Origin of the sequence: Streptomyces lacaronensis, assembly GCF_047337785.1 — a bacterium.
In the GTDB taxonomy this organism is placed as follows: domain Bacteria; phylum Actinomycetota; class Actinomycetes; order Streptomycetales; family Streptomycetaceae; genus Streptomyces; species Streptomyces lycopersici.
On the sequence record NZ_JBLHDK010000003.1, the window covers coordinates 78,059 to 100,647 of the forward strand.

Annotated in this window: 19 protein-coding genes; 5 read left to right on the forward strand and 14 right to left on the reverse strand. The window is 63.9% G+C overall.

Going from position 1 to position 22,589, the window contains the following annotated elements; translation table 11 throughout:
- Positions 1–180: 180 nt before the first annotated feature.
- A complete protein-coding gene (locus tag ACMTAK_RS01295; RefSeq protein ID WP_413804409.1) occupies positions 181–1,446 on the reverse strand; it encodes a cysteine desulfurase in 1,266 nt (421 codons plus the stop codon).
- Positions 1,447–1,735: 289 nt separating this feature from the next.
- On the opposite strand from ACMTAK_RS01295, the gene ACMTAK_RS01300 reads away from it, so the two are divergent.
- Together ACMTAK_RS01300 and ACMTAK_RS01305 are read left to right on the forward strand one after the other, a co-directional pair.
- Complete coding sequence (locus ACMTAK_RS01300; protein ID WP_413804410.1) at positions 1,736–2,065, forward strand: hypothetical protein; 330 nt, start codon at positions 1,736–1,738, stop codon at positions 2,063–2,065.
- Positions 2,066–2,303: 238 nt separating this feature from the next.
- Complete coding sequence (locus ACMTAK_RS01305; protein ID WP_413804411.1) at positions 2,304–3,155, forward strand: SDR family NAD(P)-dependent oxidoreductase; 852 nt, start codon at positions 2,304–2,306, stop codon at positions 3,153–3,155.
- 1,633 nt (positions 3,156–4,788) lie between these two features.
- On the opposite strand, the gene ACMTAK_RS01310 is transcribed toward ACMTAK_RS01305, so the two are convergent.
- The 13 genes from ACMTAK_RS01310 to ACMTAK_RS01370 all read right to left on the reverse strand — a co-directional run bounded on the left by ACMTAK_RS01310 (position 4,789) and on the right by ACMTAK_RS01370 (position 19,064).
- Complete coding sequence (locus ACMTAK_RS01310; protein ID WP_413804412.1) at positions 4,789–5,991, reverse strand: glycosyltransferase family 4 protein; 1,203 nt, start codon at positions 5,989–5,991, stop codon at positions 4,789–4,791.
- Positions 5,992–6,147: 156 nt separating this feature from the next.
- Entirely contained in the window at positions 6,148–7,158 is a 1,011-nt protein-coding gene (locus ACMTAK_RS01315; RefSeq protein WP_413804413.1) for an NAD-dependent epimerase/dehydratase family protein, read from the reverse strand.
- Between the two features lie 24 nt (positions 7,159–7,182).
- Positions 7,183–7,980 carry a sugar phosphate isomerase/epimerase family protein gene (locus tag ACMTAK_RS01320; RefSeq protein ID WP_413804414.1) on the reverse strand — a complete coding sequence of 266 codons (798 nt, stop codon included), beginning with the start codon at positions 7,978–7,980 and terminating at the stop codon, positions 7,183–7,185.
- A gap of 47 nt (positions 7,981–8,027) precedes the next feature.
- Positions 8,028–9,065, reverse strand: coding sequence for a 3-dehydroquinate synthase (locus ACMTAK_RS01325; RefSeq protein ID WP_413804415.1), 1,038 nt, complete (start codon positions 9,063–9,065; stop codon positions 8,028–8,030).
- 98 nt (positions 9,066–9,163) lie between these two features.
- Positions 9,164–10,198 carry an LLM class flavin-dependent oxidoreductase gene (locus ACMTAK_RS01330; RefSeq protein WP_413804416.1) on the reverse strand — a complete coding sequence of 345 codons (1,035 nt, stop codon included), beginning with the start codon at positions 10,196–10,198 and terminating at the stop codon, positions 9,164–9,166.
- Positions 10,195–10,905, reverse strand: a complete 711-nt coding sequence (locus ACMTAK_RS01335; protein ID WP_413804417.1) for an HAD family hydrolase — start codon at positions 10,903–10,905, stop codon at positions 10,195–10,197. The genes ACMTAK_RS01330 and ACMTAK_RS01335 overlap by 4 nt, the downstream gene beginning before the upstream one ends.
- A gap of 5 nt (positions 10,906–10,910) precedes the next feature.
- Positions 10,911–12,641: a carbamoyltransferase C-terminal domain-containing protein gene (locus ACMTAK_RS01340; RefSeq protein ID WP_413804418.1), complete on the reverse strand. Its 1,731-nt coding sequence runs from the start codon at positions 12,639–12,641 to the stop codon at positions 10,911–10,913.
- Between the two features lie 101 nt (positions 12,642–12,742).
- Entirely contained in the window at positions 12,743–13,831 is a 1,089-nt protein-coding gene (locus ACMTAK_RS01345) for a DegT/DnrJ/EryC1/StrS family aminotransferase (protein WP_413804419.1), read from the reverse strand.
- 137 nt (positions 13,832–13,968) lie between these two features.
- Complete coding sequence (locus ACMTAK_RS01350) at positions 13,969–15,120, reverse strand: discoidin domain-containing protein (RefSeq protein WP_413804420.1); 1,152 nt, start codon at positions 15,118–15,120, stop codon at positions 13,969–13,971.
- A 63-nt stretch (positions 15,121–15,183) separates the two neighbouring features.
- Positions 15,184–16,320 (reverse strand): hypothetical protein, encoded by a 1,137-nt coding sequence (locus ACMTAK_RS01355; RefSeq protein ID WP_413804421.1) that lies wholly within the window; start codon positions 16,318–16,320, stop codon positions 15,184–15,186.
- Positions 16,317–17,225 carry a TauD/TfdA dioxygenase family protein gene (locus tag ACMTAK_RS01360; protein ID WP_413804422.1) on the reverse strand — a complete coding sequence of 303 codons (909 nt, stop codon included), beginning with the start codon at positions 17,223–17,225 and terminating at the stop codon, positions 16,317–16,319. The genes ACMTAK_RS01355 and ACMTAK_RS01360 overlap by 4 nt, the downstream gene beginning before the upstream one ends.
- A 41-nt stretch (positions 17,226–17,266) precedes the next feature.
- Positions 17,267–18,322 carry a Gfo/Idh/MocA family protein gene (locus tag ACMTAK_RS01365; protein ID WP_413804423.1) on the reverse strand — a complete coding sequence of 352 codons (1,056 nt, stop codon included), beginning with the start codon at positions 18,320–18,322 and terminating at the stop codon, positions 17,267–17,269.
- Positions 18,323–18,359: 37 nt separating this feature from the next.
- Positions 18,360–19,064 carry an HAD family hydrolase gene (locus ACMTAK_RS01370; RefSeq protein ID WP_413804424.1) on the reverse strand — a complete coding sequence of 235 codons (705 nt, stop codon included), beginning with the start codon at positions 19,062–19,064 and terminating at the stop codon, positions 18,360–18,362.
- 486 nt (positions 19,065–19,550) lie between these two features.
- Between ACMTAK_RS01370 and ACMTAK_RS01375 the strand changes: the two genes are divergently transcribed.
- The 3 genes from ACMTAK_RS01375 (at position 19,551) to ACMTAK_RS01385 (ending at position 22,552) form a co-directional block, all read left to right on the forward strand.
- A complete protein-coding gene (locus ACMTAK_RS01375; RefSeq protein WP_413804425.1) occupies positions 19,551–20,486 on the forward strand; it encodes a TIGR03560 family F420-dependent LLM class oxidoreductase in 936 nt (311 codons plus the stop codon).
- A gap of 85 nt (positions 20,487–20,571) precedes the next feature.
- The gene (locus ACMTAK_RS01380; RefSeq protein WP_413804426.1) at positions 20,572–21,654 is read left to right on the forward strand and encodes an SAM-dependent methyltransferase; all 1,083 of its coding nucleotides are present in this window, start codon (positions 20,572–20,574) and stop codon (positions 21,652–21,654) included.
- A gap of 22 nt (positions 21,655–21,676) precedes the next feature.
- A complete protein-coding gene (locus ACMTAK_RS01385; RefSeq protein WP_413804427.1) occupies positions 21,677–22,552 on the forward strand; it encodes an SDR family NAD(P)-dependent oxidoreductase in 876 nt (291 codons plus the stop codon).
- Positions 22,553–22,589: the final 37 nt, after the last annotated feature.

Genomic DNA, 22,589 nt, shown 5'->3' on the forward strand with positions numbered 1-22,589 from the left:
CTACGGTGCCCTCAAACAGAAGACCACACCCCAGGCGTAATCGTTGATCGCCAGTGGCACACGACAGACTTGCACAGCACCGCAGTCCAGCGCCATCAACGCCGCGCCCGGCCGCCATCAGGCTGCATGACCAGCGCGGACGTCGTTCTTGGCGCCTCCATATTTCGGCGCCCCCATCGGTCAGTCAAAGAACCTCTTGACGCGCTCCAGGCCGTCGATGAGCGTGTCCACTTCGGCAAGTGTGTTGTAGATGTAGAACGAAGCACGAGTAGTTACGGGAACACCTAGAGCTCGGTGCAGTGGCCATGCGCAGTGATGACCCACTCGAACCTCAACGCCCTGTTCGTCGAGCACTTGGCCAACGTCATGTGGATGGACGCCATCCATAGTGAACGACACTGTGGCCCCACGATCCTCGGCGGTTTGAGGGCCGATGACATGGACGTACGGCAAGGCTTTGATTCGGTCCAACGCGTAGGCAGTCAAAAGACGTTCGTGCTCATACACGGTGGGCATGCCGATGCCCGACAGGTAGTCAACAGCCACGCCGAGACCGACGGCCTGAGCTGTCATCGGCACACCGGCTTCAAAGCGCTGAGGTGGCGGAGCGAACGTGCTGTGGTCCATGAACACTGTTTCGACCATGGAGCCGCCGGTGAGAAACGGTGGCATCGTTTCAAGAAGTTCACGTCGCCCCCACAGAACACCGATCCCGGACGGCCCCAGCATCTTATGACCAGAAAAGGCTAGGAAGTCCACATCAAGAGCGCGCACGTCGACGGGCATGTGGGGCACAGATTGGGCAGCGTCCAACACTGTCAAAGCACCGACCGCGTGCGCCCGCGAAATAATCTCCGATACGGGGTTGATCGCGCCGGTGACGTTCGACTGATGGGTCAAAGCCACGATCCGAGTCCGCTCAGTCAGCAGGTCATCCAGACCGGACAGATCCAACCGACCATTTTCCGTCACCGGAACCCAATTCAGCCGAGCGCCGGTCCGCAGACACAACTGTTGCCATGGCAGGAGGTTGGCATGGTGTTCCATCTCGGTGACAAGCACCTCATCACCCGGTTTGATACGGAATCTCTCAGCCTCAATCCCGGCGATGCCCGAATTACTCATTGAGTAGGCGAGCAGATTGATCCCCTCAGTCGCATTCCTGGTGAACACGACCTCGTCGGCTTCGGCGTTCAGGAAGGAGCCGATGCGCTGCCTGGCGCGCTCATACGCGTCTGTTGCTTCATCCGCCAGCGTGTGGACACCACGGTGCACTGCGGCATTGTGCTGCTCGTAGAACTCACGCTCAGCATCCAAGACGCGCAGTGGCTTGTGTGCCGTAGCCGCACTGTCCAGGTAGACCATCCGCCTGCCGTCACCGATCCTGCGTTCCAGGATTGGAAAGTCCTTGCGTAGTAGCGCGAAGGTCTCAAAGATGTCTGCCATAACTCAAAGTTTTCTACGAGGCGTCACCGTCATCGTACTTCTCTCATGGATCCCGACATCGACTTATCGGGGCAGGCTCCGACCTTACGGACCACGAGTGAAGCTGCACCGGATTGCTGGCCGGGCCGATGATTCTCCCACCCATGGGACAAATGGCGCTTCAGCAGTTGACCCGGTGCCTCGCTTGCTTGTTTACCCATCAACACACGCCCTGTCCAGTTCTACCGTCCGTTTCCCGCCCGATCCGCCAATCAGGCGTCCGCCCCCAAGGAGAGGCCCTCCGCCGCCGGTGCGCTTCGACAAAGATGTGTTGTCCGACCAGGTGGGCGACCTGATCGTCTCTTCACACCGGGTCCTACATGGTCAGTTTGAGGAGGCGTATGCAGAAGCAGAGGGCAACGGCGAGGCCGAAGAAGGCCAGGTAGTTGCGGGGATCTCCCGCAGCCCCTCAGGAACAATCCAGCTCCACGCTTTCCGCCCCATGACCAACCCAACGAAACCATCGCACGGACCACCCTTGACCGTCGGCGTCTCGGTTCCCCAACGTCCACGCCGCAACTACCTGGTCTTTCCCGGCCTCGCCGCGGCCATGTCCTGCTCCAACGCCTTGCCCGAATGACCCACAAAGCACTCAGCTTGACATATAAGTCAGCATCAATGCCGTATGGGTCATTTTACATGACACTAAAATCGACACGACCCTCTCGTCGAGCGTCCTCAGCATCCGCTCCTACACGCGACTCGGACGGAGATCGGGCTGAAAAGCATCTAACCGTCATCGACAGACGGCGTCAAAATAAGATAGAACTATACCGAGCCATGCGTCTCCCTCTCCCCCCACATCCAAGGAGGACGCCATGTGCAAGGTCTGGTTCGTCACCGGATCATCCCGTGGATTCGGTCGCCAATTCGTGGAGACCGCATTAGCCCGCGGAGACAAGGTCGCCGCGACAGCCCGCAACACCGAATCCCTCGCGGACCTACGGACCGCCCACGACGTGGCCCTTCTGCCGCTGACACTGGACGTGACAGATAGGGCTGCGGTGTTCGAGTCCGTGAAGCGAGCGAAAGAGCACTTCGGACGCCTTGACGTGATCGTTAATAACGCGGGGTACGGACTTTTCGGCGCCGTTGAAGAACTCAGCGAGCAGGACATCCGCGACCAGTTGGAGGCGAACCTTTTCGGCTCCCTATGGGTGACACAGGCAGCACTTCCATACCTGCGCCAACAACGCTTTGGTCACATTCTCCAGATCTCCAGTATCGGTGGGATCGTAGCGTTTCCCGGCCTAGGCGGCTATCACGCCTCGAAATGGGCCCTGGAAGGTATCACCGAGTCGCTGGCCCAGGAAGTGGCCGGTTTCGGCATTAAGGTAACCCTTGTTGAACCTGGCGCATTCAGCACCGACTGGGCCGGCTCGTCCGCAGCAAGGGCCAAGCCTATATCCGCTTACGAGGAGATCCGAAAGGTGTTGGCCGCAGCATCGAGGGTATCCGAGCAAGGTGACCCGGCCAGGGTCGGGCCCGCACTGCTGAAAATCGTCGATGCCGAGAACCCTCCGCTCAGGGTCTTCTTCGGACCAGCTCCCCATCAGACTGCCAAACGCGCCTACTCCGAGCGGCTGAAAACGTGGGCCGCCTGGGCAGACCCGACTGCGTCGAGCAACAACACAGAGGCTGACTGCACGAGCCAGCACGATACGATATGAGGCCCCAATACAGTCATAAGAGATCTGTCTCCAGCCTGTCGAACACGACACCGAAGAGGTCGACCTGAACGTCGGCAAAAATTGGCCCGCCAGGGCAGCGTACTCACCCCCATCGACAATAGGGGCTTCAACACGTAACTGCGCCACAGCCAGCTGAAGCTGCAAGCTGGCTTCGACGAGTCGGGCGCAAAATTCGGCACCACCCTGATGATCGCGGGCCAACCTGCCTCGCTAGGCGCCCTGCCCCTGACTGGCACCAGAGCGCAGACCCGCGCCCCGGCATCGGATCAAGGACCGCCATCCTGGTGGTCACCGTCGGCGGCGCCGACTTCCCCACCGTCGCCCACCTCGCCCCCTGCGCCGGACTCACTTCCGTCACCAAATCGGGCCTCGAACCATGCCGAACACGCCCGAAGCAGCAACCACATGATCAGCCCGGGGTGGATTTTTTGGCTGAGGCCATCTTTTACGTCCTCTATAGCTACACGCGAGCGTGCTCGATGTCTGGGACCCGCCGCTATGTTCACCCTAGTAGTACAGAAAGGGGACCTCTTACACCTTGCGTAATTGATTAGCACAAGCACAGGTAGTTGACTCGAGCACCTAAGCTCTGCGAATATGTCATGGACACGATCCACTGACCGGCGAACCCGGCAGAACCGTCTGCATGCGGGCGAGCCCCGTTGCATATAGCGCTCCCTCACGCCGAACGCCTAACGGCCCCTGTGGCACGCAGGTCATGCCCAGTCACAATCGTGATCGGCACCACCTCGCAGAAGCATTGAACGATGGGAGATGTCGTGGAAAAGAGTGCGCACGCCTTACCTTCAACCGTACCTGCGAGTCGCGTCTCAGCCTGGGGGAAGGCCCTACGTCTCGTGCGACTCTTTCGCGATCACCTACCCGACGGCCCACATCCACTGCGCGAGGTTTCACAATTATCCGGAATGACACCATCGACCACGTGTCGCGTCCTAGCTGCCGGCGTCAGCGAGGGGGTGTTCTACAAAGGAGGGGGCGGGACCTACGGCCTGATCGACGCACAGACAGATAGCACTTCCAGGACGCAACTCCAACCACTGCATCAGCTTTCCGCCGACGTTCATCGGGTACTGGCAACGCTCCATCACCGCACCAAACGAGTAGCTCTCCTGCACACTGCTGTCCTGCTTGGGGATGAACCACTGAGGAAGTGTGTAGGCATACGTGAAAGCAGCTCTGACACATTTTCCCGGATGCTGCGGAGCGACAGCGCGGCTACCTCAGACCTGGATGCCGCCCCCCTGCAGGCGGACGCCCCGGGTCAAGTAGTGCTCGCTCACCTCAAAGAAGGTCAGCCTCTTAACCGGCGGATGCCCAGAATTCGACTCGACGCGCCCTTGCTTCAACCATACTTACGGTTGAGCGACGGTTTATATGCCCGCACTCGGGCACCAGTCTCCGGTTGGGACCTGATCTCCGCGGTGGTGTGGCGTGGACAGATTCCATCGGGATCCGTCAGTTTGGCCATCCAATCAAATCAGCCAGCCACGGAAGAACGGGACTATGCCAGCATGCTCATGCATGTGGCGTCCCGACTGAGCACTCTTTCTTGACGCGCCCGCGCCTGCGAGATTTCCAGCCCCTCTCGGAATCAGAAAGAGGGCGGGGACGGTGAGCAAGGCGCGCCGTAGTTATCCGCCGGACCAACTTCGGTGGCCCAGGGCGCGAGTGCACGCAACACGCTGGTTATGCAGGTGGTGTAGTCGCGGTCAGCGGCTAGACGGGCCCCCGCTTCACGGAAGAGGTCTATGGTGCGTGAAGGAGCGCTCAAGGCACGCTGGACAGCTCCGGCGAGGTCAACTGGATCACCGGGGCGGCAGGTGTAACCGGTAACACCGTCCAGGACCGTCTCGGAGAGCCCACCTGCGGTGGTGGCGATGACCGGAGCCGCTCCGGCCACATATGCCTCGAGAGGTATCCGACCTAAGGGCTCGATGCGGGAAGGTATCACCACGGCGCGCAATCGCGGGTCGTGGAGCAGCCCGGGAAGGCCGTGCTGATAACGTGGCCATAACGTCGCGTCGAGGCCGAGCTTGCGAATTCGGTCGTCTAAGTGGCGCTGGTACGCGCTGAGTTGGCTATTGTTATTTGTAACAGCGGCCAGCAGCAGGTGAGGAAGCCGGACGGCACGCTGGCGCAAGAGTGTCAGCGCGTCCAAGAGATCATCCCACCCCTTGTAGGGCTGAGCTCGCCCCATAGCCAGAAGGAAGCCTCTCCGTGCGGCGAGGGGCAACTGTGGGGCGGCGGAAAGCGGGATGTCATCGTCCGGTGTGAGCCCTCCCGGTACGTCGAGTAGCCTCTCCTCAGGCACGCCGCAGGACGCCAGGATCGCGCGCATGTGGACACTAATGGCTCCCACTCGGGCGCCGTGTTTGATCCAGCCGTCCAAACCCTGCTGCTCCCATTCCCGTTCGCTGGGATCGGCGTGGTGAGCGGCAGTGGAACGAGGCAGGTACAGCAACTCCCAATCGAGCGAATTGGGCAGCAGCGGGCCGAGACCGGAGAAAAGGCGGTCGATGGCTATGAGCGCACCCTGCGGATGGCTGGAGGCGAGTTGGTCGACGATCGAAGCGGTGTCAGCGACCAGTGGCCGGAAGGTGGCCAAAGAGCCAAAGTGTTGTCCACCGAAGTTTCCGTCACCCAAGGGGTAGACGTGGTAGGGCACATCAGCGAGTTGTGCTTGAGCGACACGGTGCCAACGCGGCTGGTGCCACCCGTGTCCGTTGAGGAAACGGACTGGGAGCACGGCTAGTTCCACGCCGGCGGCCAGGCTCCGGGCGATGATGCTCAGCAAGGCCCGATTGGACCGCCCCGCTCCAGTGGCGGCTCCATACCAGCCGTCATGCAGAGCTATGGTGATCAGTGGCTTCGGCACACAGTGTCCTTCCAAAACCTGCGAAAACGACAGGGGCACATGAGATCCGGCAGTACGCCGCATCTCTGATCGTCGTCAAGTTTTTTTTCCATGGCTCGCACCGAGCACCGGGGAGTGCGTTCTCATCGCCGATGCCAATCCGGGATGGCGTCGACGCAGCCAATTGGCGAAGTCGCTTTCTCTCCACGAGTGCACGGGATGGTATCCCATGAGCTTTTTCGCTTTGTCATGGGACAGCAGAGTCATGTGCCCGCGGAGATTTTTTTTCAGCGTCATTCCCGGGAAATGCCGAGCGATCAGCGCGGGCGTGTCCAGCGTCGAGCATGTTTCGGCGCCGGTGACAAGGAACACCTCGTGGTCGAGCGTCTCGTTCTCCACCGCGAGAACGAAAGCTCGTGCGACGTCTCGAGCATCCACGAAGCCCCAAAGCGTACGGCGTGCTGAGGGAGGCCCGGGGATCTTCTGTGCCTCCGGTTCAAGCAGGGCTCGCAGATAGGTGCCCCAGAGGCCTTCTACGGTGACGTCCCGCCCCCAGCCGGCGGTGCCCATCGCGCGCGAGGTGCCCGGGCGATCCACGTACCACGTGTTGTGGACGCGCAGACATATGGTGCGAATCCCGTACGCGCGTGTGTACCGAGCGCAGACCAGTTCTCCAAGGAGCTTGCTGAGTCCGTACGGATCATGTGGCTCGTTGGGATGCTCCTCGTCGATCGGCAGGTACCGCGGCACCGGGTCGCCGAACGCGAAGCCCGTGGCGGCTCCGGTCGAGGCGAAGACCACCGTGTCCACTCCCGCTCTGACGGCTTCCTCCAGCACGTTGACCGTGCCGCTGACGTTGACCTCGGTAAGCTCGGCGGGAGTTGTCCAGTTGGGGCCGGGCACAGCAGCCAGGTGCACGACGGCGTTCTGCCCTGCGAACGCGCCCTGAAGGCCACCAGGAGCCCGAATATCACCATGGACGAACCTCACTCCGAGCGCTCTCGGGATGTTACGGCCGACGCAAGTAACGTGATGACCAGCTGAGACCAATTCTGGAATGATGTAAGTGCCGAGCGTGCCGCTTCCACCGGTTACCGCCACATGCATAAGACGTGCCTCCCATCTCGCTCGTCAGGGGCGTGTGGAGTCGAGGAACTCCTTGCTGCGCTTCAATGCGGCCAGGCATTCATTCCATGCTGGCCAATTCGCGTCAAAGGCGATCTCTACGCTCACTGGTTCCTCGAATCCCGCAGACTCGATCCGCGACAAGAAGGCATCCACATGGAGATCTCCGTCCCCCAGAGGCGGGAACCACATGTTGCCCGGCCCTCCTTGATGGTCTTTCAGATGTACGTGGCCGAGTATGGGCAAGGCAGCGGTGACGTCGTCCTCCGGACACGCCCCGGCGAGGAAGCTCGCGTTCCCGGTGTCGTAGTTCATCCGAATCCATGGGTGGCCGATTGCGGAGATGAGCCGTGCGGCCTTCTCTGCCGTAGCCATCCGGTGGCTATGGTTCTCCAGGCACAGGCCAACGCCGAGTTCTCGGGCCTCGTCGGCCAGACAGAGTATGTTCGTCTTGAACGCCGCCCAGGCTTCCGGCCCGTCCACTCCGTCGATGAAGCTGATCAGAACCCGGGCGCCAACGTCCTGGGTGGCCCGAAGGATGCGACGGTGCCGCGCCAGCCCCTCCGCCGTGTGCACGTCGCCGTGCCCGCTGACGCTCACCGCCCGCATCCCGTGCCGTTCCAGCAGCCCTTCGGCACGCCGCACCGCCGACGGCGACAGATCGTCCGGGTCCAGATGCTCCACATTGCCTTTAACCGCGCTCAGTTCCACATTGGTGAAGCCCGCTTCGGCTATGCCCTGGACCGCTTCTTCCAGGGAGTAAGGTTTGAAGCAGATGGTGGAAGCCGTTTTGATCCAGCACATCCGGAATCCTCCTCAAGCCGTGTGGGTAAGGCCATCCCCGTTCGAGATCATCGTCGGTTCTTCTCGCCCGCTCCAGGCACCATCCGCTGTAACACCCGGTCGGCCAGTGCCGTCGGGATTCCAGGCACTACCTCCATCCCCTGCTTTCCGTCCAGAACGAGCGTCAACGCCCCTCGTGCCTTCTTGTCGCGAAGCATGAGTTCAATCAGCGCCGGTACGCTCACTCCGCCTGGCAACGTGCTGTGCAGGCCGTATCCACCGATGATGTCGTAGTGTTCGATGACACGCCTGCGTGGAATCCGGCTCATTTCCTCGGCGATCAGGGCGGCGAAGATCATTCCTACGGCTACCGCCTCGCCGTGCGTCAGCTCATAGCCGGTCGCCAGCTCCAGTGCGTGTCCCAGCGTGTGGCCGTAGTTCAGCAGGGTCCTGGCTCCGTGATCACGCTCGTCCCGCACGACGACATCGGTCTTCATGGCGATCGCCGAAGCTATCTGCTCCTCTAGGGGGCGGTTGCCCAACTCCACACCCCCCACCAGTTGGCAACGGGCGATCTCGCCCAGTCCACTGCGCCACTGGCGGGCGGGCAGGGTCGAGAGGAAGTCGGTGTCGCACAGGACGGCCGCGGGGTGCCAGTAGGCTCCGACAAGGTTCTTGCCCTCCGGAAGGTTGACGCCGGTCTTTCCGCCCACGCTCGCGTCAATCTGGGCCAGCAGTGTGGTGGGCAGGTGGATGACGGCGGTGCCGCGGTGGTACAGAGCCGCGGCGAGGCCGACAGTGTCAGTCACGGTCCCGCCCCCGACCGCAACCACGACATCCAGTCGGGTGAGGCCTTTCTGCGCAAAGGCACGACACATCGCTTCGACACCCGCCAGCGACTTGGCCGCTTCCCCATCCTCCACGGAGAGATACTCGGCTGGCACACCGTCGGTTCGAAGCCGCGGGCCGCCCGGTCCGACGACGCCTTTACGGGCGGCTATGACCACCTTGCCGGGGCGCAGATCGCCGAGCACGAGCCGCAGGGCGTTACGTACGCCGCTGCCGATCGCGACGGTGTAACTCTGTCCGGGCAACGGCACGTCCACCAGACGGACATGTGGTGCTCGGTGTAGCCGGAGGTCCCACGAGCCCGAAGCGTGCTCATCCGACGCGGCACGCGCGGCATGTCCATTCGCCGTTCCGCTCATGGCTCCTCCGAGAGGTCTCCGTGACGCTCAGACATCCGCACGCGGGGCAGTAGCTCATCTGCGGCCAGCGACAGCGTCGAGTGGGCTTCCTCGAAGGGCACAGGAAACAGAGCGACGGAAGTGGCGCCTGCGTCGAGCAGGTGGTTGATCTGGTGGGCGCAGTCTTCGGCATCCCCGGCGATGGCGAACTCATCGATCCATGCGTCGGGCATCTCGTGTGCGATCCGGTCGACCGATCTCAGTGCCCTGATCTCCTCGCCGATCCCCAGGATTTCCGTGTAAGGCCAGCCAGCCTCACCAACAATCTTCAAATAGGGAGCGAGGACCGGTCGTAGAGCCGCCCGGGCGTGGGCTCGATCGGAGCGGAGGCACAGGAAGGAGAAGGCCGGGAAGCGGTGTCCTTCCACCGGGCGGCCCGCCCGGACTCGTCCATGCCGTACCTGTTCCACCGCCCAGGAGATGAAGGGTGCGCTGGACATGGAGCCGAGTACCGTGCCGTCCGCGATCTCTCCGGACAGTTGCAGGGCCTTCGCCCTGATCGCTCCCATGAACACTGGTGGCAGGCTGGGCGAAGGGTAGGCGAGTCGCACGTCTCCGAAGGTGAAGCGGCCCGATTCGGTGATCTCCTCGCCGGAGAGGAGTCGCGACACTCCGCGGACGTATTCCCTGAGGTACTCGACCGGGTGTTCTATCTTGAGCCCCATCCTGCGCAGGGCCGGTGGAGCGCCGAGTCCGATACCGGGCCATAGCCGGTTGCCGTACGCATTGGCCAGTGTCGAGCACTCCATGGCGAGTAGCGCTGGGTGCCGGGTGATCGCAGAGACCACACCGAGTCCCACGGGAATCCGATGGGTGGCGGCAAGCGCTGTGGCCGCACTGGAGATTCCCCCGGTGAAGAAGTAGTCCTCGGGAAGCCACAGCTCGTGGAAACCGAGTTCCTCAGCAAGGGCAGCGAGCCGAGCGGTCTGGTCCGGGGACAGGTGTGTCCCCAGGACGACGCCAACTGGGGCTGTCGGACCTGCCGCGGTCACGAGGCGTCCTCATCCCACCATCGCAACTGGCCCGGCAGGGCGTCGAGCTTGTCCAACCTCAGATGCGCTCGCTCCGCATCAGCGGTCCGGGCGTGGATGTGGCCCCATGGGCCCCTCCGGACGAACACGGTGACGAATCCAGCCCGCAGCGCTGGGAGGACGTCGTGATCCACCCGGTCACCGACGTAAGCGATCTCGCCGGGGGCGAGACGACAGGTTCGTGCGACCCGGTCGAAGAACCCGGCATCGGGCTTCTCGACGCCCCACCGTGCGGAAGTGGCGATGAAGTCCACCGGGAGGCTCAGCTTCTCCAGCAGGGTGTGGCGGTGTTCCAGCTGGTTGCCGGCCAGGCCGACCAGGTATCCGCAGGCGCGGAGCTCCTCAAAGCAGGAGAGCGCGTCGTGGTGAAGGTCTTCGAGACCGAACTCGTCCGGTTCCCCTGCGGACATGCGCTGGGTTCGCACGGCTTGCGGGTCGATGTGGCCATGGTCGAAGAGCGCGAAGACCTCGTTCATGTGCGTGCCTCGCTCGATGACCGAACCGAACGCCGCGAAGAAGGTCGCTTCAGGCACCCCGAGCCACCGAGCCCATCCGGCCCACTGACGCGTTTCGTCGAACACGGTGCCACCGATGTCGAATACGACGGCCCGCACCGCCGGTCGAGTCGAGTGCGTCGGCGTCGGCGTCGGCGTCGGAAAGCGCGACATCGACTTCACCCCGCTTCCTGGGCGTTCACGGAGAAGTAGAAGTCACCTTCGAGGTACAGGCCGTCGAGCCCCATTTCCAGAAAAGCCCGGATCGCGTCGTCCGGAGATTCCACGATCGGCTCGCCACGTCGGTTGAACGAGGTGTTGAGTAAGATCGGCAGACCGGTGAGGCTGTAGAACTCACGCAGCACCTCGGCCAGGAAAGGGTCTGAATCCTCGTCGACGATCTGCACCCGGGCGCTTCCGTCGACATGGACGACCGACGGCGCCTCCAAACGACACTTCTGGTTGGCTTGGGCCACGACAAGCATGTAGTAGTCCTTCGCCGCGGCCGGGAAGAAATACTCATCGAAGTGTTCGGTGAGCACTATCGGAGCCAGCGGACGGAACGGTTCGCGATGCTTGATCCGCCGGTTGATGCGCTCCCGGGTCGCGGGGTCCCTCGGGTCCGCGAGGACACTGCGCCCGCCGAGAGCCCGGGGGCCGATCTCGGAAGGGCCGTTGAACACGCCGATCACCTTCCCTTCAGCCAGGGCCTTGGCGAGGTCCGCCGCCGAGGTGACGCGCGTGTCGAGAGCGAGCTGCCGATAGTGCGCGGCCGCGGCGGTCCTCCGCTCCTGTGCGCTGTAGAGACGCCCGGGGCGAGCGATGTTCGGTATGAGTGGCTTATTGGCAAGGGTCAGCTTCACGGGGCTGTCCTCCGCCCTATGACGGTCCAGCCACAGCGCGCCGAGAGCGATACCGGCGTCACTGGTGTGGGGAGGGACGACGAGCCGGGCCCGGCCGTCCAGGCGGTCGGCAAGCACTCCGTTGGCCACGCTGTTGAGCCCACACCCGCCGGCGATGCACACCGCGTCGAAGCGAGGGTCGGCCACCAGTTCGTAGCAGTGCATCAGTGTGCGCGTGAACAGGGCCTGCACGCTCGCGGCCACGTCGGCCCGCACGGTGAAGCTGCACTCTTCACGCTCCAGCACCCGTGTCACGGTCTCCTGGAACCGCAGGTCGTACGGGTCGAAGGCGAAGACGTGGTTCAGGTCGTCGCCGAACGAGGTGAAGTCGAGAAGCAGGTCCAGGAACCGCGGCCTGCCCCATGGGGCGAGGCCCATCGTCTTGCCGGTTTCGAGTGGGTGGAATCCGAGCATGGCGGTGATCATCTCGTAGAGCAGGCCGATCGAGTTCTTGGCGCCGGTCGTGAGGTCCACGTACTCCAGAAACCCCTGACCGCGTGTGGCCCCGATGGGGGTGAGATCGCCGTTCTCATAGGTGAAGAACGAGAAGGTCTCCCGCTCGACCGAATCGAAATTCGGCAACACCTCCGGATTCACCTCGGCACGCTGGGCGGCGGAGCACGGGGAGCCCATACCGTCTATGACCATGATGACCGCGGACTCGGTCGGCTCGAGCAGCATGCCCACGGAGGCGGCGTGGGCCAGGTGGTGAGGGTAGATGTGCACGGGTATGCCGTCGAATCGCGCCCGTGCCCGGTGCGGCAGCAGGTCACAGGAGACCACGCGGCTCAGCTGGTCACGCGAGATATTCGCGGTCTCGAGGCAGTAATCGACGCAGGAACGAGACGGGTCCTCGTACCAGAGGGGACGGACGTACTTCTTCCTCGTGACCCGCTCCGCCTCGATGGCAACCTGTATGTCCGTTCCACGGGCGAGTGCGGCCGCGAAGTCGTGTGAGGACCCCCCCAGTCCCAGGACCCATTCCTCCGACGGAGCGGTAATGTCCATAACGAGCCTTCCCTAATGCACTGTCGCTGAGGTCAGTGGAGAACGTCCTTGCTACCGGGACGCGTCCGTGCGAAGGCCGGCCGGGGTTGCGTGGAGGCGTGTCATCGGACCACCTCATGCCGGATCTTGCGAAACGCGGTAAGAACGTCGTCCACGCCGGACTGACCGCCGAGGAGCACCCGGTGGTGCAGAAAGACGACGTCTTCGCCAGCCTGCTCGGCGTTCGGGCAGATCCCCCCGGTGTATTGATCCCGATAGGCAGTAGTCATATGGAATGCTGGATGAAGTGGTCGGGCCGGTATACCCTCGGCAGTGAGCGCGGCAGCGAATTCGTGTCTCGTCATACGCCGGGACATAGTGGGGGGCAACCTGAACAGGATGTTGTACCAGGCCGCCCGGGTGACTCCCGGCGCGGTGCGCACCGGCAACGCCAGGCCCTCTTCGGTGAGCGCCGTCACTAGCGCCTGCCCCGCGGCATGGCGACGTGCCCACAGCTCATCGTAGGATTCCAGCTGAGCGATCAGGATGCCCGCTTGGAATTCCGTCATGCGGTAGTTGGAGCCGATCAGTTCATGACTGGGCTCCATCACACCACGGGCTCGGCCGCAGTTGCTCAAGAGCAGCAGCCGTTGGAGCAACTCCGCGTTGGAGCCGACGGTCACCGCACCGCCTTCGCCGGACGCGAGAAGTTTGTTCGCGTGGAAACTGTGCGTGCCCAGTGTCCCGAGCCCCCCGACTCGCTGCCCTTCCCACTCGGCTCCGGTGGCTTGGGCACAGTCCTCAATCAAGGGGATACGAGCCCCGGCCGCCATCTTCCCGATGGCTGACATATCGACGGGATTCCCAGCCAGGTGCACCGGCACGATCGCTTTGGCAGCGTCCGTGAGCTTCCTCTCCAGATCAGCCGGGTCCATGCCGAGCGTCTCCGGATCGACGTCCACCGGCACAGGGATGGCACCGACCAGGCTGGCCGCGGCAGCGGTCGAGATGAATGTCAGCGCGGAGACCAGCACGTGGTCGCCCGGACCGACGCCGAGGCCGCGCAACGCCAATTCCAGGGCGTGCGTCCCGTTGGTGACGGCCACAGCACCCAGCGCACTGTGGAAGGAGGCCAGTCTGGCTTCCAGCTCCTCCGCGAGTCCATTTCCCGACTGCCACCAGTGCTCGCCGTCGAGGATTCGCTCCAGCACCTCCTTGGTCCCTTGCGGTGCCTGGGGCCACGGGGGAAAACCGCAGGTCCGTACCGGGCGCCCGCCCAGTACGGCGAGTCGGCCCACTCCTGTGTCTTCGGTGCGGCTCATCGAGCTCCCATCTCGGCGGTCTGCGGTTACTCGCTCTCTTCTGTTCCCGAAGGAGCCGTTCGGGGTGCTGGCGCAAGGCGGCGGGGCACTCCCCAGACCTCAGCCGTTTCCGGGGAGCCGCGAATCTCCAACACGACCGCTGGTTCATGCGGCGAGGCGTTGCGCACGACGAATCCGCAGGGCGGCCACTGGGTCAGCCATTGGCCGTGACTGACCATGTGCTCTTCGTCGAGCCACTCAACGCAGACGACGATGCTGCCCTCGAGGACGAGCCACTTGGCACTGCCCCGCAGCAGCGCTCGAGGAGTCAGCTCCGCGCCCGGAGCCAGCAGCCAGACGGTGCCGGAACTTCCCTCGCCCTCCAGGTGCCAGATCCCACGCTTGCGCACCGCGGCCCGCTCGCCCTCCTCGACTGGCAGACGCCAGTGCCCGGTGGACGGGTGCAGCCCCTCCGCGGGATGGACCGGACTCCCCCAGAGTTCGAAGTCATGGATCTGACAGACGTAGCGGCCATTGCCTCGCCTGCGCAGCCGCGTTGCCTGGAACTTGACGTACCGGCCCGCCGCCTCGAACTCCCAGTACTGGGGATGGCTGTGAGGCCAGATATGGCCGCGGACCCGGAGTGCCAGATCCCACCGCACCCCGTCACGGCTCACCGAGATGTCGAAGTCGGGTGGTAGGCACTGGTGCAGGTCGGGTTCGACGAGCCAGTCGCGCGGGGTGATCCCCACCGCGCCGAAGCGGTGTGCCCTGAACGTGTCGAGAACGAGCCAGGGCTGGTGGGGGGCGTCTTGGCTGGACGAGCTCCAGCCAAGTCCGGGCCCCCGGGGGCTGACGGCCGAAGGCTCGCTCCAGCGACCGTAGCGGTAGCTGCCGCTGGACTCGGTGACTTCGACCGGGGCGATCCTCTGGTCGCAACGTGAGCTGCTGTGGGTCAGCGCATCCGTGATGGGACCGATCGGGAGCTTCCCGTCGAACTGAGCCACCACCGCACCGTTTCGCAGGACCTGAGCAGCCGGCACCGTCCGCAGCGCACTGGCTCGCCACAGGGGTTCGTTCATCGCCACATCGATGAGCTCGCACTCCGCACTGATCCCGAGACCGGCGATTTGCCGGCACCGTGTGACGGAGTCGCCGTCCCACGACGCGTAGAACAGGCGGATAGCGACTTCGCTCACGGCTGCCCCCTCTGGCTGGTCCGGGCGTTGACTCCATGTGGTGGTCTGGGCAGAACGGCTTGGCTACAACCAGCGCTTCAGCGCCCGCTGGTCCCCGCCGGTGGCCTCGACGACCTCGCGCAGCTTGTCCAGCGCAAGTCCGCGATCCAAGGCCGAGCGACAGAGGGCGAAGCCCGTGGGGACGTCGGGAGCGACGCCGCCCGCTTCGGCGATCAATGCCGCGTTCAACGCGAGCGCGTCCCCGTAGGTCCGGCTTCCTTTTCCCGCGAGGGTCCGCACAGTTACGGCGATGTCTTCGGTGGTCGTACCGCGTGCGAGCAGCTCGTCGAGTCGTCCGCTGCCCGCCAGATCGAGGCCCGCGGAGGGCGCGAGGTCGAGCTCAACATCGAACCGGTGCTGTTTCGGCAGCGCCACCCGGCCCTCCGAGACAGAGCACAGATGAGTTGTCCCGAAAGGGAGCGCCTCGTCGAGTCGCGCGTCGCCACTGCGGGAGGAGACGACAGTCCCCCGCTCGCCGGCGAGCTCGAAATGATCTACAACCTCCGCGCTGGTACGGACGTTCCAGTGTGTGAGGCCATACATGAAGGCGTCTGTCCGGATGGGCGCGAGCAGTGGCCATCCGAACATCAACGCGTGGGGCGCCACGCACGTGCCCTTGTAGGTGTCGAAGAACATAGGGGCCATCGCGTCACCGCCACGGAAATAGCCGTAGCCAGTGCGATTCAGTACCTCCAACATGGCGTCTTCACCGAGCTCAAGATTTACTCCCAGCAACGCAACGAGCTCGATCGAACTCGTGATGCGTGAGGTGCAGTTAGCACCGATCTTCGCCACCGCGGCCCCTGCCGCAGCGGCGAGCAGCGAACTCGGGGTGGAGATGTTCAGGCAGCGGATGCCCTTCTTCCCGCTGCCCATGAGGGTCACCACACGGCCCCGATCCGGCAACGCCTCGACATACGTCCGATTCCGGTGATGCCCCTCCCGCTCCAGGAGCACGTCCCAGAGGGCAACCACCTCATGGGTCCTCGGTCCTCGCTGCATCAACGCCGTGGATAGGGTCGCGCACAGGGCCGCGCGGATGCGGACATCCTCGACGTCCAGAAGCGCGTCGAAGGCCAGACGCAACTCCGCGCGGTCGAGGTCTGCCTCGTCCATGACCGTCCGGTACACAGCGTCACGGACCACTTCGGGAACCTTCATCGACGTGCTCCTTCCAGCCGCGGCCCTGGAGCGGCTAGCGGGATGTCCCCGGCGATGGTCGTCCGGTACATGGTCCGCCGCTCACGATCGACGTCGTACGGGGTAGGGCCCGCGTGTAATGTGCTGCGGTTGTCCCAGAGCAAGAGGTCGCCCTTACGCCAGGTATGCGTGTACACGAACTCCTGAGCCGTGGCGTGCGCCACCAACTCATTGACGAGAGATTGACCGGCCTGTGGCTCCAAGCCGATCACTTCGCTGATGCACATGTTCCCGATGAACAGTGACCGTCTCCCGGTAACCGGGTGGACCCGCACCAGAGGATGAGTAACCGGGGGAGCCTGCCTTCGCTGCTCCTCGGTGAGCGGCAGCTTGGCCGGGTTCGAGGCACGCAGTTGCTCGTTGAGATGGTCTAGGCTATGTACCGCCCTGAGCCCGAGGATGCGCTCCTGGGTAGCCGTCGGCAACGCGTCCAAGGCTGCTTCGGAGGCGGCGAACATCGTCTGTCCACCGGTGACGGGTGCCTCCAGGCAGTACAAGGCCGATCCCAGGCTGGGCCGTCGGCTCCAGGAGTAGTCGGCGTGCCACTCGGGGCGGTCCACGTCGTAGAAGTCGAACAGCCCTCTGCGCACGCCGCTGGTGTCCACCGCGTTGCTGATGACCAGAATTTCGGGGTGTTCTGGCAGGAGGTACTGTTTGAGCACATGGACCTCCAACTCGCCGAAGCACCGGCTGAACCGGATCTGGTCCTGCGGACTGATGTCCTGCTCCCGGAAGATGATCACCGAGTAGCGGTGGAAGGCATCAGTGATCTCGCGCATGGTGCTTTCGTCCAGTGGGCTGGCTATGTCTACGCCCTTGATCTCGGCACAGAAGTGTCGCGAGAGCGGCGTGATCTGACTGCTCACGGATTCTCCAGCTCCTCTTCAGCCTGGTGGCCTTGGTCAACTCACACTTCGGAACGCACCGTCCGTGTGATCTGCCCGACGTTCTCATCGGCCGCGGCGAGGACCCTGATCGCGTCGACGGCGATGGCCAGTTCGTCGCGGTGGAATTGCTGCCGGTGCAATCCCTCGAAAAAATAGTCGAGTTGAGCGGCGTACTCCTCTTGATCCCGCTGCTGGTGGTGGATCAACGGCTGCCACAGCCGTGTTTTCCGGTCGGCGACAGCAAGCGGTGGATTCGGCACCGTCTTCCGGGCGGGGCTCCATCCAAACACTGTGTGCAGCCGGCAGACACCCTCTGACCCGACGAGCAGCAGTTCTATCCGGTCGTCAGGAACCCGCGCCGCCCAGGAAACCTCGATGTGCGCGGCCGCGTCGTTCCCGAACACCATGTCGATCAAGGCAGTGTCCGCCGCGTTGCCGCCGAGGATGTCGCCCTCTTCCCCGGAGTGCCATGAGGCGACGGCTGACCTCGCGTCACCGGACAGCCGCAACCGCGCCGCAGTTACCGACGTGGGGGTACGCCATCCAGTCAGCCACAACGCGAGATCTACAAGATGGCTTCCCAAATCCCACATGACGCCCTGCTCCACGGCTCCGGGGCTGGTCGGGATGCCCTGGGAACGCAACCACGATGCGCGCAGGTACATGGGAGTCCCGATGACCCCGCTCATCACCTCCTGCCGCAGCCGCTTGGTGTCGCGCCTGTGGCGATTGGTGAGGCAGCAGAACAACGCGAGGCCACGTTCTCGGGCGAGATGCTCCATGAACTCGGCGTCGGCGGCCGATACGGTTAGCGGCTTCTCACACACAACATGCTTACCGTGCCGCAACGCTTCGACCACCGAATGCGCATGGTCACTAGGCGGGGTGCAGACGAAGATGACGTCCGCCTCCGTCGCCAGCAGGTCGTGAAGGGACTCGAAGCCGACGACGCCGTAGTGATCGGCCGTCTCCTGCGTCCGAGACGCATCGCTGTCGTGGACTCCGATGAGCGTGGCGAACGGAGCAGCGTCCAGATAAGGCAAATGCACGGTCCGCGCGATCCAGCCGAGCCCCAAGACCGCGATCTTCCATAGCCTTCGCGCCCGGCACGCTCTACTCATGTCCGCCGCCCACGGCTCGTCCGCCACCGATCACAACACTTCGAGGAGCCCCGGCGCTCCCCGCACGCCACGTGTCCAGCGCGCGCTCGAGGTCGGCCACGCTGTCGACCGACTCGTCCGGACCTGCCTCCCGCAGACCCTCGGGTGTTCCGATCCCCCAACCACAGGCCACGGTCCGAACGCCAGCCCGTTTTCCGGCGAGTACGTCAAACGCGGCGTCGCCAACCATCACAGTGAGCTCTGGGGGAACGGCGAGACGATCGCAGATCGCAAGCACGGCCTCGGGGTCAGGCTTGGCGGGGAGACCGTCCGAACTGGTGACCACGGTATCGAAAAGGTGCAGCACGGCGAGGCGATCGAGCAGTTCGACCGTACGCTCCCGGTCCTTTCCGGTGAGGATCGCCAAGCGGCATCCCCCGCGGCGCAGGAGCTCACACAGTCTCAAAAGACCGGGGTAGAGCCGGATCTCCCCGGCCCGTGCCCGAGATGCCGCGCGGAAGGGCTCCCACATGGCCATGGGAAGGTCGAGAACCTCCAGGATGCGGGGAAACGACTCGCCGAGAAGACCGAAGAAGTCCTCCAGCGGAGGGTCACCCTGCCCGACCGTTTCGGCATACGCCTGAAGAAATGCGGCCTCCATCGTGGCCCGAGAGTCGACGAGGGTACCGTCAAGGTCGAAGATGACGAGTCGCTTCATGCGGTAACCTGCCTCGTTCGTGCCGCGGCAGCGAAGTGGTGGACGCCACGGACGGCGGACTGATCCGACCAGGGAGAGATCCTTGCAGTTCTGCCAGTGCCGACCGGCTCGCCTAGGAAGTGGCCTGGTCCATGAGGGAATCCAAAATCGGCAACTCTACGGTCGCTACCCCCCTGGAGCCACGGAAAATGGTGAGAACCCGACATCTGCAAAGCGGTACCCGCACTAGATTGGGGCAAATTTTCCAGCCTCGCTTCCGAGATTATCCTGCAGAGCTTCCATACGGGGCCGGTAAAACCCAACCAGCGCCTCGGCCATGGGTCAATGGCAGCGTTGCACGATATGAAACAGAGCGGACAGCGTTGCACGTTGTGAAATACCAGCGCACTGGTGGATGACACATGAGACCGGGCTGCTACCTTAGTGATGCGCTTTGCGGAAACGGTGCCGGATTTCTAGCTCTTGACAAAGGTCGGATACCCGGATATGGACGCACGCGTATTCGTTGAACCTCAGGAAGGCAGCACCTATGAGGCTCTGCATGCCTCGGCAACTGTTGCCGAGGCATGCGGGTTCTCAGGGTTCTTCTGCTCCGATCACTACGTGAGCCAGGGGGGTGGCAGGGGGCTTCCCGGGCCGTGCGATGCATGGACCGTACTGGCCGGATTGTCTCGGGAGACCATCAGCATCCGGCTGGGCACCCTGGTATCTCCGGCTACCTTTCGCTCCCCTGGGCAACTCGCGGTGATCTCCGCCCAGGTAGACGCCATGAGTGGAGGGCGCATCGAACTGGGGCTGGGTGCCGGTTGGTGCGCCGATGAGCACATGGCCTGTGGCATCCCCTTCCCTTCCGGCCGCGAGAGATTCGCCCGCCTGGAAGAGCAACTCGATATTCTGACCGCCTGGTGGAGCCTTCCGGCGGGACAGTCTCTTTCCTACTCAGGTCGCCACTACCAGTTGACCAACTCACCCGCCCTGCCCAAACCCGTACGACCTTCCGGACTTCCCCTGATCCTGGGGGGCAGAGGAAATCGGCGCACCGTGCAGCTTGCCGCACGTTTCGCCACGGAATATAACGTGCCCTTCACCGATGCGGCCCAGGCTCGAGACCTGTTCAGACGCTTCGACCACGCCTGTGCGCATTATGGCCGCGATCCGCGACGTCTCGAGCGATCCGTTGTAGTAAACATCTGCTGCGGTGAAACCAGCGCGGAATTGAATCGTCGGCAGTTGCTGGTGCAAGGATTACGCGGAGCATACCGCCCCGACGGGGTGTGTTGGGGAAAGCCGGGTGACGTCGTCGATCAGGTTTCCGCTTATGCGGAGGCCGGAGCCGGGCGGATTTATCTACAGTTTCTGGACCTCTTCGATACCGACCACCTGAAGCTGGTGGCGACAGAGGTTCTTCCCCGTCTTCCGTGAGCCGCAGGAGTGCCGCCTAGAGCACGCCGTCCAGCCGACGCGACACCTGTTCACGAAAGCTTCGACCCGAGATGCGAGGTGAACCATGAAGGCTGAGCCCACATCAACCGAATCGCACCAGGACCGGGCCGCCCCAGAAACAGTGGAGCTGACTGACGCCGGTCCCAGGGCCGTCTGGCGAGACTATCGGGAGTCCGGCCTGGACCAGATGATCAAGAATACATATCTCTTCATGACCCTGGACGCGTGTGCGCGCGCCGGGCTGCTGGACCGGTTGAGGGAGGGACAGACCGCTTCGGAGGAGCTCTTCGAGGGCATGGACCGCAAGCTGGCTGAGTCCGTGGTCCGCTACCTCGAGCTCCAGGGCGTGGTCGAGGACGGGAAAGAGGGGGCCTGGCGGCTCACCGAACGCGGCCAGTTGCTGACCAGCGAGGCGTCACGCGCCATGCTCGGTTTCTACGGGGAGGCATATGGCCCGGTGATCTCGCGGGCGGCGGATCTCCTGGTGAGCCAGGCGACCTACGGCCGGAACGTCGCGCGTGACACCGCCGCACTCGGCCGTCACAGCGCCACGCTCTTCCACCGCTTCCACACCCCGACGGTGCTGAACGCCCTGGGCGACATTGACGCACAGTGCATTCTGGACGTCGGGTGCGGGGCAGGCCGGCTCTTGGTCGACGCCTGCGCACAGAATCCGAACCTGCGTGGCGTGGGTCTCGACATCTCCCCCGACGCCATCGACGTGGCACGCCAGTTGGCGTTCACGGCTGGAGTCGACGACCGCCTGGAGTTCGTGGTCGGCGACGCGTTTCACCCCGAGTCGTGGCCGGCCGTCTGCCGAGAGGCTGACACCCTTGTGGCCGTGGGTGTAGTCCACGAGTTCTTCCGTGAAGGCGAAGAACGTGTAGTCGCACTCTTCGACACCTTCGCCGAGCTGCTCCGCTCGGGACTCAAGGGCTTCATCCTGGGTGAGCCCCAACTGCGCTACGACAATGCGGAGGACGACTCCGAGTTCTTCCTCGTGCATGCCCTCACTGCCCAGGGCTTTCCCCTGCGGCGCGAGCTGTGGCTCGACATCCTCGCGCGTACCCAGCTGCGCTGCCGACGGCTCCTCACCCGCCCTGAAGCCGGCCAGCGCCTTGTGTTCTACGACCTCGTGCCGACCTGAATCCATACCTCCGGGAGTGTGCATGCGCGAGCTGCGGGACAAAGTAGCCGTCGTTACCGGAGCGGCGAGCGGGATTGGGCGTGCCCTGGCCAACCGCCTAGTGGCGGAGGGCATGGCGGTTGTTCTGGCCGACATCGATGCCACCCCGCTTGTCGTGGCCGAGAAGGAACTGGCCTCGGGAGGGAACCGGGTGCTGGCTGTTCCCACTGATGTGACCCGGCCTTCGGCGGTGACCGAACTCGTCGATGCTGCGGTCGATCGCTACGGGGCCGTGCATCTGGTGTGCCTCAACGCGGGCGTTGCCGCCCCGGGTGGGGCGGGCGCTGGAGGAGGGCCGCTGTGGGCGAGTCGTCTCTGTGACTGGCATTGGCTCCTGGAGACGAATGTGATGGGAGTGGTACACGGCATCCAGGCTTTCGTCCCTCTCCTCCTGAGGCAGTCCGTTGAGGCCCACCTCGTGATCACCTCGTCGGCGGCGGGGCTGACGACCGGGCCAGGTTCGATCTACGCGGTATCGAAGCACGCCGTCACTCGCCTGGCCGAGGGGCTGTACCACGAGCTCCTCGACACGGGTGTGCCCGTGGGAGTCTCAGTGCTGTGCCCTGGCACCGTGGCTACGGAGCTCATGAAGGCCGAGCGCAACCGCCCGGAGGGCTTTCAAGAACCCCTGGACGCGGTGGCGCTCGAGCACCGGGAACAGCTACGGGACCACTATCACCGTCGGCTGATCCGCGAAGGGATGCGCCCCGAACAGGTCGCGGACAGCGTGGTGGAGGCCGTTCGGCGCAACCAGTTCTACGTACTGCCCCATCCGGAGGTGAAGGCACAGGTTCGCCGTCGCTGTGAGGACATCCTGGCGGGTCGCAACCCGGCACCGGTCGAGCAGGGGCAGGGGTGACGGCTCACGGCCCCGGCACGGAGACGGCCGTGACATC

Excerpts from the sequence above, each read along its gene's own strand:
- ACMTAK_RS01340 (WP_413804418.1), bottom strand. The coding sequence starts at position 12,641 with ATGGACATTACCGCTCCGTCGGAGGAATGGGTCCTGGGACTGGGGGGG.
- ACMTAK_RS01380 (WP_413804426.1), top strand. The coding sequence starts at position 20,572 with ATGAAGGCTGAGCCCACATCAACCGAATCGCACCAGGACCGGGCCGCC.
- ACMTAK_RS01355 (WP_413804421.1), bottom strand. The coding sequence starts at position 16,320 with ATGAAGGTTCCCGAAGTGGTCCGTGACGCTGTGTACCGGACGGTCATG.
- ACMTAK_RS01335 (WP_413804417.1), bottom strand. The coding sequence starts at position 10,905 with ATGTCGCGCTTTCCGACGCCGACGCCGACGCCGACGCACTCGACTCGA.
- ACMTAK_RS01370 (WP_413804424.1), bottom strand. The coding sequence starts at position 19,064 with ATGAAGCGACTCGTCATCTTCGACCTTGACGGTACCCTCGTCGACTCT.
- ACMTAK_RS01375 (WP_413804425.1), top strand. The coding sequence starts at position 19,551 with ATGGACGCACGCGTATTCGTTGAACCTCAGGAAGGCAGCACCTATGAG.
- ACMTAK_RS01295 (WP_413804409.1), bottom strand. The coding sequence starts at position 1,446 with ATGGCAGACATCTTTGAGACCTTCGCGCTACTACGCAAGGACTTTCCA.
- ACMTAK_RS01315 (WP_413804413.1), bottom strand. The coding sequence starts at position 7,158 with ATGCATGTGGCGGTAACCGGTGGAAGCGGCACGCTCGGCACTTACATC.
- ACMTAK_RS01305 (WP_413804411.1), top strand. The coding sequence starts at position 2,304 with ATGTGCAAGGTCTGGTTCGTCACCGGATCATCCCGTGGATTCGGTCGC.
- ACMTAK_RS01385 (WP_413804427.1), top strand. The coding sequence starts at position 21,677 with ATGCGCGAGCTGCGGGACAAAGTAGCCGTCGTTACCGGAGCGGCGAGC.
- ACMTAK_RS01320 (WP_413804414.1), bottom strand. The coding sequence starts at position 7,980 with ATGTGCTGGATCAAAACGGCTTCCACCATCTGCTTCAAACCTTACTCC.